An 11,059-nucleotide genomic window follows, 5' to 3' on the forward strand; every position below is an offset into this window, starting at 1 on the left:
CCGCCCACCGCTGTACTGCTGAGCGATAAGCAATTTGCAGACCAACTTTTTTCTGGCGGCGCGGAGCCCGGCAAACAAAGGACTTGGGGCGCTCAGGGGGAAATGGGGGAATGTGTCAAAGACGAAAAACCGGCGGTGTTATGCCGGTAAGTGGCAAGGCTTGACCTTGAGGCTGAACAGGATACCGCTATCGCGAGCAGGGCTCGCTCCTACATTTGGAATGCAATCCCCTGTAGGAGCGAGCCCTGCTCGCGATGGGGCCAAAACAAACACAGCAAACGCCAGCTAGGACTCAGTCTTGCCAACCTCATACTCACGCAACTTGTTGGCAATGGTGGTATGCGAAACCCCTAACCGCTTGCCCAGTTGCCGACTGCTCGGATGCTCCGAATACAAACGCTCCAGCACCGCTTTTTCAAAACGCCCGACAATCTCATCCAGCCCGCCCTCAAGCGAAAAATCGCCAAGCGGCTGACGCACGCCATAATCCGGCAGGCGAATATGTTCAGCCTTGACCGTCCCGCCCTCGCATAACGAAACCGCCTGGAACAGCACGTTTTCCAACTGCCGGACGTTGCCCGGCCAATGGTAGTGACTGAGCCGCTCCATGGCCGCCGGCGCCAGTTTCGGCAGAGGACAACCGATCTGCCGACTGGCCTGATCAAGGAAGTGCTCCACCAACGGCGCCAAACCATCCAGGCATTCGCGCAGTGGCGGGATATGCAGCGAAAGCACGTTCAAACGGTGATACAAATCCTGGCGAAACTCGCCACGAGCGCACAGTTCCGACAGGTCGACCTGCGTGGCACAGATCACTCGCACATCGAGGTAAACCTCTTCATCACTGCCTACACGACGGAAGCAACCGTCCTGCAGGAATCTGAGTAATTTCACCTGCAAGCGCGGGCTCATTTCCCCCACGCCATCGAGAAACAGCGTACCGCCCGCCGTCAGCTCCAACAGTCCGAGTTTGCCTTCGGCACGGGCGCCTTCGAACGCGCCGGGGCCGTAGCCGAACAGTTCAGTCTCGGCCATGGACTCCGGCAGGCCGGCGCAATTGAGCGCCATCAGCGGCGACTGCCCCCGGGGGCTCGCCAGGTGGCAAGCGCGTGCCAGCAATTCCTTGCCGGTGCCGGTTTCGCCTTCTATCAATAGCGGCGCATCCAGCGGTGCCATGCGCCGGGCTTCACGCACCACCGCCGCCATCACTTTCGAGCTTTGGAAGATACTGTCGAACCCGCGCAGTTCCTGTTTGCGCACGTTGTAAATGCGCTCCCCTACCCGGTCGGCACGATGCAGCGTCAGAACCGCGCCGGCCATGGCCTCGCTGTCGTCATGCTCCGATTGCAGCGGCGCGATGTCGGCCAGAAACACGTCACCCTTGACCTTGACCCGCAGCCCGTTGATCCGCGACTTGTTGGCGCGCACCAGTTCCGGCAAATCGAAATCCTCGGCGTAACGCGACAAGGGAATCCCCGGCACCTCATCGACACGCACGCCGAGCAACTGCGCCGCCGCGCGGTTAGCCGCAACAATCGAGCCGCCCATGTCGATCGACAACACTGGAAATTCCAGGGCGCCGAGCAAAGCATTGAGTTCCATGTGCCGACGCTCGCTCGGCATGAGGCCTACACGCTTGACGCCAAAGACCCCGGCAATCGACTCGAATTTCGGACGCAATGCCTGGAACTGAATATTGATCAGGTTCGGGCAATGCAGGTAGATCGCGTTGCCATGCTCGCCACCCACTTCACCGCGAGCAACGTTGATCCCGTACTCGACCAGCAAATTGAGAATGTCGCGCAGGATGCCGATGCGGTTCTGGCAGTGGACTTTGATACGCATATAAGGCCCGAAGATAAATTAAGGCGATGGATCGCTCCCTGCAGGAGCTGGCTTGCCGGCGATGGCGTCCTTGAGAACGCTATCGCCGGCAAGCCGGCTCCTACCTACAGCGGCTTACCAATCAATCGAGGCCCACAAGGGAAATATTTCTCTGGGTGCGCTCAGATAGTCGTCAAGATTATGTGACACCTGTGAGCCATTTCAAACCCGAAAAACTCATGCGCAGCGCCACAGTCGCCAATCCGTAACGAAAAGTTTACGAAAACCAACGAATTTTCCTACATGCGACGGTTTACACGTGCTGCAACATCGCAATTCCTGAGGTATTTCTAAGTCCATAGCAGGACATAACAAGAACGAAATCCCCTAGCAGGAGAGCAGCATGAAGCAGACGCAGTACGTGGCTCGCGAGCCCGATGCGCAAGGTTTTATCGACTACCCCGCCGAAGAACACGCGGTGTGGAACACGCTGATCACTCGCCAACTGAAAGTGATCGAAGGGCGTGCGTGCCAGGAATACCTGGACGGTATCGAAAAACTCGGTCTGCCCCACGACCGCATTCCGCAACTCGGCGAAATCAACAAAGTCCTCGGTGAAACCACCGGCTGGCAGGTTGCCCGAGTACCCGCACTGATTCCTTTCCAGACCTTCTTTGAATTACTGGCCAACAAGCAGTTTCCGGTGGCGACGTTTATTCGTACCCGAGAAGAGCTGGATTACCTGCAAGAGCCGGACATTTTCCACGAGATCTTTGGCCACTGCCCGCTACTGACCAACCCTTGGTTCGCCGAATTCACCCACACCTACGGCAAACTCGGCCTGAAGGCTTCCAAGGAAGAACGCGTGTACCTGGCGCGCTTGTACTGGATGACCATCGAGTTCGGCCTGGTCGATACACCTCAAGGCCAGCGCATTTACGGCGGCGGCATTCTCTCCTCGCCGAAAGAAACCGTTTACAGCCTGTCGAACGAACCTGAGCATCAGGCCTTCGACCCGTTGGAATGCATGCGCACGCCTTACCGCATCGACATCCTGCAACCGCTGTATTTCGTCCTACCGAACCTCAAGCGTCTGTTCGACCTCGCCCACGAAGACATCATGGGCATGGTCAAGCAAGGCATGCAGCTGGGCTTGCACGCACCGAAATTTCCGCCAAAAGCCGCGTGATCCGCAGCTTTTAGAATCAAGTGAGCCTGTCAGGAATCGACGCTTTGGTTTAGCGTGGTTGCACTGACGGCCGATTTCCAATCATTCGAATTCAGGAACACATCATGTCCACATTGAACCAAGCCCATTGCGAAGCCTGCCGCGCCGACGCCCCTCAGGTCAGCGACGAAGAGCTGCCGGTACTGATCAAGCAAATCCCGGACTGGAACATCGAAGTCCGCGACAGCGTCATGCAGCTGGAAAAGGTTTTCCTGTTCAAGAACTTCAAGCACGCGCTGGCGTTCACCAACGCCGTCGGGGAAATCTCCGAGGCCGAAGGTCACCACCCGGGCCTGCTGACCGAATGGGGCAAAGTCACCGTGACCTGGTGGAGCCACTCCATCAAAGGCCTGCACCGCAACGATTTCATCATGGCCGCGCGCACTGACGAAGTGGCCAAGGACGCCGAGGGCCGCAAATAATGCATTTCGACGCCATAGGTCGAGTACCCGGCGACCCGATTCTCGGCCTGATGGAGGCCTATGCGCAGGACCCCAACCCGCGCAAATTCGACCTTGGCGTGGGCGTCTATAAAGACGCCTTTGGCCTGACGCCGATTCCACAGGCCGTGAAGCTTGCGGAGCAGCGCCTGGTGGATCGCCAGACCACCAAGACCTACATCGGCGGTCACGGCGAACCGGCGTTCGGCAAAGCCATCAACGAGTTGGTGCTCGGCGCCGATTCTGCGCTGATCGCCGAACAACGCGCCGGAGCCACCCAGACGCCGGGCGGTACCGGTGCGTTGCGCTTGAGCGCGGACTTCATCGCCCAGTGCCTGCCGGGCCGCGGCGTGTGGTTGAGCAACCCGACCTGGCCGATTCACGAAACCATTTTCGCCACGGCCGGGGTCAAGGTTAATCACTACCCTTATGTCGGCAGCGACAACCGCCTCGATGTTGAAGCGATGCTGGCATCGCTCAACGAAGCCCCTGAGGGCGATGTGGTTTTGCTGCACGCTTGCTGCCACAACCCGACCGGTTTCGATCTGTCCCATGACGACTGGCGCCGGGTACTGGAAGTCGTGCGCAGTCGCAATCTGGTGCCGCTGATCGACTTCGCCTATCAGGGTTTCGGCGACGGGCTGGAGCAGGATGCGTGGTCGACCCGGTTGTTCGCTGCCGAACTGCCGGAAGTGTTGATCACCAGTTCCTGCTCGAAGAACTTCGGCCTGTACCGCGACCGCACGGGGGCGTTGATTGTCTGCGCGAAGACGGCTGACAAACTGGTGGATATCCGCAGCCAACTGGCCAATATCGCCCGTAACTTGTGGTCGACTCCACCGGATCACGGTGCTGCCGTCGTGGCAACGATCCTCGGCGATCCTGAGCTGAAAAGCCTCTGGGCCGACGAAGTGGAAGCCATGCGCTTGCGTATCGCCCAACTGCGCAGCGGCCTGGTCGAGGCGCTGGAGCCCCATGGTTTGCGCGAGCGCTTTGCGCACATTGGTGTGCAACGCGGGATGTTTTCCTACACCGGATTGACGCCTGACCAGGTTAAACAGTTGCGTGATCATCACAGCGTTTACATGGTCGGTACCGGCCGGGCGAACGTGGCGGGGATTGATGCGACGCGTCTTGATCTGCTGGCCGAAGCCATCGCCAAAGTCTGCAAGTAATCTCAAGAACTCTGTAGTTCCCTTGTGGGAGCGAGCCTGCTCGCGATAGCGGTGTATCAGTCGACATAGACGTTGACTGACACTCCGCTATCGCGAGCAGGCTCGCTCCCACATTTGTTTTGCGGCGCACCCTCTTCCACACCTGTCTAGACAAGCCCATCCGTCGTAACAATTGGATATAAAAGTCTGATTGTCATTTCTCCTGCTGTATCCTGCCCAGGCTTTGTAAAAGCGCGGATCTACCAGATCTATCAACAGACTTTGCGAGGAGCGCGAAACATGCACGAGATCCCTAATCTCCCCTTCCCAAGCCTGCACGAAACTGAGCAGACACCCACGCAGCAAGCCGGCGCCCAACAGCCCGAGCCGAAAGAAGCCACTGAACGCCGCCAGGCCGACAGCGAAGACTGAAACACCCGCAATGCCAGACCGTGTGGAAAGCGCTAACATGCGCTTTCCACACCGCCTGAACCCTTGAGTTGCACACCATGACCGATGACTTTAGCGAGACCCAGGCCAGCGTTCTGATCGGCACCGCCGAGAAGATGATCGAGATCTGGAATCGCCTCTCCCCCGAGAAACAAGCGGCATTGCTCGCCCGTTTCGGCAGCGAAGAAAATGCCCTGGCCGCCCTGGTCACGACGCAACTGGTTGCCCCCGCCAAACCCTGATTCGCCCCCACCCGGCAAATAGTTTTACTTTTCCACGCCCTGCGGCCTCTCTCGCCGCTATCATAAGCAGCCTATCTATCCTGCTTTCCCGTGGACCTTTACCCATGTCTGAAAACCAGCGCCCCCTGGCGGTCACGCTGCAAGTCGTTTCCATCGTCCTGTTTACTTTTATCGGCTACCTCAACATCGGCATTCCCCTGGCCGTATTGCCCGGCTACGTCCACAGCGATCTGGGTTTCGGTGCCGTAGTCGCCGGCCTGGTGATCAGCGTGCAATACCTGGCCACCCTGCTCAGCCGTCCATACGCCGGGAAAATCATTGATAACAAGGGCAGCAAACTGGCGGTCATGTATGGCCTCGCCGGTTGCGGTCTGAGCGGCGTATTCATGCTGATTTCGGCCTGGACCCAAAGCCTGCCGATGCTCAGCCTGATCAGCCTGTTGATCGGCCGCCTGGTGCTTGGCAGCGCGGAAAGCCTGGTGGGTTCGGGCTCGATCGGCTGGGGCATCGGCCGGGTCGGCGCGGCGAACACCGCCAAAGTGATCTCGTGGAACGGCATTGCCAGTTATGGCGCACTGGCCGTCGGCGCACCGCTTGGCGTGTTGCTGGTCAGTCAGTTGGGCTTGTGGAGCATGGGCGTGAGCATCGTGTTGCTGGCCGTGCTGGGCCTGGCGCTGGCCTGGCCGAAAACCGCCGCGCCCATCGTGGCCGGGGAACGATTGCCGTTCATGCATGTGCTCGGTCGAGTGCTGCCGCACGGTTGCGGCCTGGCGCTGGGCTCGATCGGCTTCGGCACCATCGCCACCTTCATCACCTTGTATTACGCCACGCAACACTGGGACAACGCGGTGTTGTGCCTGAGCCTGTTTGGCGCGAGCTTCATCGGCGCACGGCTGTTGTTCGGCAACCTGATCAACCGCCTCGGTGGTTTTCGCGTGGCGATTGCCTGTCTGTCGGTGGAAACCCTGGGGCTGTTGCTGCTGTGGCTGGCACCGGATGCTCATTGGGCCTTGGCCGGCGCGGCGCTGAGCGGTTTCGGGTTTTCCCTGGTGTTCCCGGCGCTGGGCGTGGAAGCGGTCAATCTGGTGCCAGCGTCCAGCCGTGGCGCTGCGGTTGGCGCGTATTCGCTGTTCATCGATTTGTCGCTGGGGATTACCGGACCGTTGGCGGGCGCAATTGCCGCCGGATTCGGTTTTGCTTCGATCTTCCTGTTCGCCGCAATCGCCGCTTTGAGCGGTTTGGCACTGAGCGTTTACCTGTACAGGCAAGCGCCCAAGTATCGTGAAGAACGAGACGCCCGCTAGAAATCGACCTTGCCGCGCCCGGCCTTGATGCTGCCGCGCTTGGTCTTGGATTCGAGCCGACGCTTCTTCGAGCCGAGGGTCGGCTTGGTCGGACGGCGTTTCTTTTCGACCTTGGTGGCGCTGAGGATCAACTCGGTCAGCCGCTCCAGCGCATCGGCGCGATTGGCCTCCTGCGTGCGGTATTGCTGGGCCTTGATGATCAACACGCCGTCGCTGGTGATGCGGCTGTCACGCAGCGCCAGCAGCCGCTCCTTGTAGAACTCGGGCAAGGACGAGGCCGGAATGTCGAAGCGCAGGTGCACGGCACTGGAGACCTTGTTGACGTTCTGCCCACCGGCGCCCTGGGCGCGGATGGCCGTCAATTCGATCTCGGCATCCGGCAGATGCACGTTGTTGGAAATCACCAGCATGGAAAAGCGTCCGTATTCAGAGTGCGCAGGATACCGCGAATGGACTGAACGAATGCGGCCCTTGTGGGAGCGAGGCTTGCCCGCGAAGAAGACGCCGCAACTCATCTGATAAACCGCGTTATCGTTCTTCGCGGGCAAGCCTCGCTCCTACGGGGTTTGGCGTCGCTCACAAAAAACCCGGCACATGGCCGGGTTTGTTGTGTCTGCGCGCTGCGTTATTTCATTGCAGCCTGCAACGTTTGTTGAGCACTGCGCTTGTTCTTGATGCCGTAGCAAATCCACATGAACACGACCCACACCGGAATCGCGTACACCGAAACCTGAATGCCCGGGATCAACAGCATCACGCCAAGGATGAACACCACGAACGCCAGGCAGATGTAGTTTCCGTACGGATACCACAGGGCCTTGAACAGCGGCGTCTGCTTGGTTTTGTTCATGTGCTGGCGGAACTTGAAGTGCGAATAGCTGATCATCGCCCAGTTGATCACCAACGTGGCCACCACCAGCGACATCAACAGTTCCAGCGCGTTTTGCGGGATCAGGTAGTTCAACAGCACCGCAATCAGCGTCACCGCCGCCGAAGCGAGGATCGAACGCACCGGCACGCCGCGCTTGTCGATCTTCGCCAGGGCTTTCGGCGCATCGCCCTGCTCGGCCATGCCCAGCAGCATGCGGCTGTTGCAGTAGGTGCCGCTGTTGTACACCGACAACGCCGCGGTCAGCACCACGAAGTTGAGGATGTGCGCGGCGGTGTTGCTGCCGAGCATCGAGAACACTTGCACGAACGGGCTGCCGCTATAGGAATCGCCGGAGGCGTTCAGGGTCGCCAGCAGGCTGTCCCATGGCGTCAACGACAGCAGGATGACCAGTGCGCCGATGTAGAAAATCAGGATCCGGTAGATCACCTGGTTGATCGCTTTCGGGATCACGGTTTTCGGTTTGTCCGCTTCTGCTGCGGTGAAGCCGAGCATTTCCAGGCCACCGAAGCTGAACATGATGATCGCCATGGCCATCACCAGACCACTGACGCCATTGGGGAAGAAACCACCGTGGGACCACAGGTTGGTCACCGACGCTTCCGGTCCGCCGTGCCCGCTGACCAGCAAGTAGCTGCCCAGGGCAATCATGCCGACGATCGCTACAACCTTGATGATCGCGAACCAGAACTCCGCCTCGCCGAAGACTTTGACGTTGGCCAGGTTAATGAGGTTGATCAGCACGAAGAACCCGGCTGCCGAGACCCAGGTCGGGATCTCCGGTGCCCAGTAGTGGATGTATTTGCCGACGGCGGTCAGCTCCGACATGCCCACCAGAATGTACAGGATCCAGCAGTTCCAGCCCGACAGAAAACCGGCGAAACCGCCCCAGTATTTGTGCGCGAAGTGGCTGAAGGAACCGGCCACCGGCTCTTCGACGATCATTTCGCCGAGCTGGCGCATGATCATGAAGGCAATGAAGCCGCAGATGGCGTAGCCGAGGATCATCGACGGGCCAGCGGATTTCAGTACACCGGCCGAGCCGAGGAACAGGCCGGTACCAATCGCGCCACCGAGGGCGATCAGTTGAATATGACGATTCTTCAGGCCGCGTTTCAGCTCGCCTGAATGCGAGTTTTGTCCACTCATGAAAAGGGTCTCACGCAAGGTTTGATGATGTTCAATAGACGTTGCTGCTCGGTTGCGACTTTAAGCAGCGCCGATCAAACCCCAGCGCAGGCACCAGGAGTTCAGCGTATTTACAACGGTCATGCGTCACCTGTTTGTTTTTATCTGTGACGAAATCGAACCCGACACGCTCGTGACGCGGCGGAGTGAACAAGGCGGATAGCCTTGAGGTTTGCGCAGGTGCGCAGGAGGTCACAGGTAAAACGCGGCGCATTGTACACCGCTAACCCCCTGCTGCCAGACACCGCTGGATCAGCGCGTCGGTTGCCGGGATTGCCTGTGTCCGCCCCGAGGGTTTCGGGCGGCTGCAAAAAGAGAGTCAGACCTTTGCGGGTCGTCGGCGTGAGCGATAGGAAAACCGCCCCACGGGGAGAGATGGAGATGAGTCACGGCGTACATTGCGCCTCCTTTTTGTTATGCACCTGCACGACAGGCATGGGGCGCATGACACCCTTCTGGAGCCGCTGAAACAAGCGGGCCAGAGAGCTGAAAAAGGTCTAAAGGCTCATAGAGCGGAAGAAATTTCTTACGGCTATCGTCGGAGGGTGGTTTCGCGAGGCCAATCGGCAGAAATCGTCAGGTTTTCTTTACGAGGCGTAACACCTATTTTCCACCCTGACTTTGGCAGTGCTCCCACTGACGCCTTCGCGGGCAAGCCACGCTCCTACAGGTATCGCGGCTCACGGAAACGGCACCGAACCTGTAGGAGCGAGGCTTGCCCGCGAAGACGGATTCACAGACAACTCACCACTTAAGTCAGGGCAAAAAAAAAACGCCAACCCGAAGGTTGGCGTTTTTCATCTGCCGCTCAGCCCTTACTCAGGCTTGCGACGACCGAAGCCCGGACGCTGGCCCGAACCGGCTGGAGCGCCGCGGCGCTTGCCCGATGGTTTGTCACCCTCGACCAGCTTGATCCCCGGACGTTTTGGCGCTGGCTTGGCCGGGCGCTTGGTGTCCGAAGGACGATCCGCCACTGGCGTACCGCGACCTGACTCACCACGACCCGCAGGGGCACCGCGGCCTTCGCCACGCTCAGTGCGACCGTTGGCCGGACGCGGCGTGCGTGGACCACGCTCGCCGTCGGCGCGTGGCGCTGCTGGCTTGCGGGCTGGACGCTCGCCTTCGATATGCGGTTCACGGGTATCGCGCGGTGTAGCAGCGGACTGGTTACCGATGGCAGGACGCAACGAACGCACGCGCTCGGTCTTGCCCATCGGACGCGACGATTTACGCTGCATACGGTCGAGCTTGTCTTTGCTCTTGGCATTCATCTGCGGCATGGCCACAGGCGTCAGACCCACTTCCGCACTCAGAATGTCGACTTCGTACTGGCTCATTTCGCGCCAGCGACCCATCGGCAGGTCGGAGTTGAGGAACACCGGACCGAAACGCACGCGCTTCAGACGGCTGACCACCAGGCCCTGGGATTCCCACAGACGACGAACTTCGCGGTTGCGACCTTCCATCACCACGCAGTGGTACCAGTGGTTGAAACCTTCGCCACCTGGCGCTTGCTTGATGTCGGTGAACTTGGCCGGGCCGTCTTCAAGGACGACGCCTGCCTTCAGACGCTCGATCATCTCGTCATCGACTTCGCCACGCACACGTACCGCGTATTCACGGTCCATTTCGTAGGAAGGGTGCATCAGGCGGTTGGCCAGTTCACCGTCAGTGGTGAACATCAGCAGGCCGGTGGTGTTGATGTCCAGACGACCGATGTTGATCCAGCGACCTTCTTTGGGCCGTGGCATCTTGTCGAAAACGGTTGGGCGGCCTTCCGGGTCAAGTCGGGTGCAGATTTCACCGTCGGGCTTGTTGTACATGATCACGCGGCGTACCGACTCGGCGGCTTCTTCGCGCTTGATCACCTTGCCATCGATGGTGATGGCGTCGTGCATGTCGACGCGCTGCCCGAGGGTGGCGTCTTTGCCGTTGACCTTGATGCGGCCGTGGCTGATCCAGGCTTCTACGTCACGGCGCGAGCCGACGCCGATACGGGCGAGGACTTTCTGCAGTTTCTCGCCTGCTGGGCCGATTTCCTGGTCGTCTTTCTGGTCGTTGATACTCATCTGGGCACCTCCCGGTGTGGTCTGTTCAGGCGGCTCTGAATTGAGCGTCCTGAAGCGTTGAAAGCTTGTACTTGGGCGAAGGGATCGCCGAAGGGTCGCGAATCATACGCTCATGTCGGCGTTTGCGCATCAGAGACTAGCTGATGAATGGCCAGTTACCTGGATTTCCGCCGACCGGTGGTACCGAGTTTGATCAGACGCAGCGCTGTTTCGGTGAGGACTGGGCAGACGCTGATGCAGGGGGCTTTCCAACTGTCTCTTATACACATCT

10 protein-coding genes are annotated in these 11,059 nt (G+C 59.5%); 6 read left to right on the forward strand and 4 right to left on the reverse strand.

The features are described 5' to 3' along the window. Positions 1 to 285: 285 nt before the first annotated feature. A complete protein-coding gene (locus KGA82_RS03975) occupies positions 286 to 1,845 on the reverse strand; it encodes a sigma-54-dependent transcriptional regulator (protein ID WP_223449655.1) in 1,560 nt (519 codons plus the stop codon). A gap of 382 nt (positions 1,846 to 2,227) precedes the next feature. On the opposite strand from KGA82_RS03975, the gene phhA reads away from it, so the two are divergent. The 6 genes from phhA to KGA82_RS04000 all read left to right on the forward strand — a co-directional run bounded on the left by phhA (position 2,228) and on the right by KGA82_RS04000 (position 6,642). After that, a complete protein-coding gene (phhA, locus tag KGA82_RS03980; RefSeq protein WP_207285382.1) occupies positions 2,228 to 3,013 on the forward strand; it encodes a phenylalanine 4-monooxygenase in 786 nt (261 codons plus the stop codon). A gap of 104 nt (positions 3,014 to 3,117) precedes the next feature. Then, positions 3,118 to 3,474: a 4a-hydroxytetrahydrobiopterin dehydratase gene (locus KGA82_RS03985; protein WP_008030478.1), complete on the forward strand. Its 357-nt coding sequence runs from the start codon at positions 3,118 to 3,120 to the stop codon at positions 3,472 to 3,474. Next, positions 3,474 to 4,667: an amino acid aminotransferase gene (locus tag KGA82_RS03990; protein ID WP_263290620.1), complete on the forward strand. Its 1,194-nt coding sequence runs from the start codon at positions 3,474 to 3,476 to the stop codon at positions 4,665 to 4,667. The genes KGA82_RS03985 and KGA82_RS03990 overlap by 1 nt, the downstream gene beginning before the upstream one ends. A gap of 279 nt (positions 4,668 to 4,946) precedes the next feature. Next, positions 4,947 to 5,078, forward strand: a complete 132-nt coding sequence (locus KGA82_RS29315) for a hypothetical protein (protein WP_008030474.1) — start codon at positions 4,947 to 4,949, stop codon at positions 5,076 to 5,078. A gap of 77 nt (positions 5,079 to 5,155) precedes the next feature. Continuing rightward, positions 5,156 to 5,338, forward strand: a complete 183-nt coding sequence (locus KGA82_RS03995; RefSeq protein WP_008030471.1) for a hypothetical protein — start codon at positions 5,156 to 5,158, stop codon at positions 5,336 to 5,338. A 104-nt stretch (positions 5,339 to 5,442) separates the two neighbouring features. Continuing rightward, positions 5,443 to 6,642, forward strand: a complete 1,200-nt coding sequence (locus KGA82_RS04000) for an MFS transporter (RefSeq protein WP_192226000.1) — start codon at positions 5,443 to 5,445, stop codon at positions 6,640 to 6,642. On the opposite strand, the gene arfB is transcribed toward KGA82_RS04000, so the two are convergent. From arfB to rluB, 3 genes are all read right to left on the reverse strand, one after another. Further along, positions 6,639 to 7,052: an alternative ribosome rescue aminoacyl-tRNA hydrolase ArfB gene (gene arfB / locus KGA82_RS04005; RefSeq protein WP_003222786.1), complete on the reverse strand. Its 414-nt coding sequence runs from the start codon at positions 7,050 to 7,052 to the stop codon at positions 6,639 to 6,641. The genes KGA82_RS04000 and arfB overlap by 4 nt on opposite strands. A gap of 215 nt (positions 7,053 to 7,267) precedes the next feature. Then, a complete protein-coding gene (locus KGA82_RS04010) occupies positions 7,268 to 8,680 on the reverse strand; it encodes an amino acid permease (protein WP_223449656.1) in 1,413 nt (470 codons plus the stop codon). Positions 8,681 to 9,534: 854 nt separating this feature from the next. Beyond that, entirely contained in the window at positions 9,535 to 10,788 is a 1,254-nt protein-coding gene (gene rluB / locus KGA82_RS04015; protein ID WP_008030465.1) for a 23S rRNA pseudouridine(2605) synthase RluB, read from the reverse strand. Positions 10,789 to 11,059 lie beyond the last annotated feature (271 nt).

It is taken from the genome of Pseudomonas sp. BF-RE-22 (genome assembly GCF_019956155.1).
In the GTDB taxonomy this organism is placed as follows: Bacteria; Pseudomonadota; Gammaproteobacteria; order Pseudomonadales; family Pseudomonadaceae; genus Aquipseudomonas; species Aquipseudomonas migulae.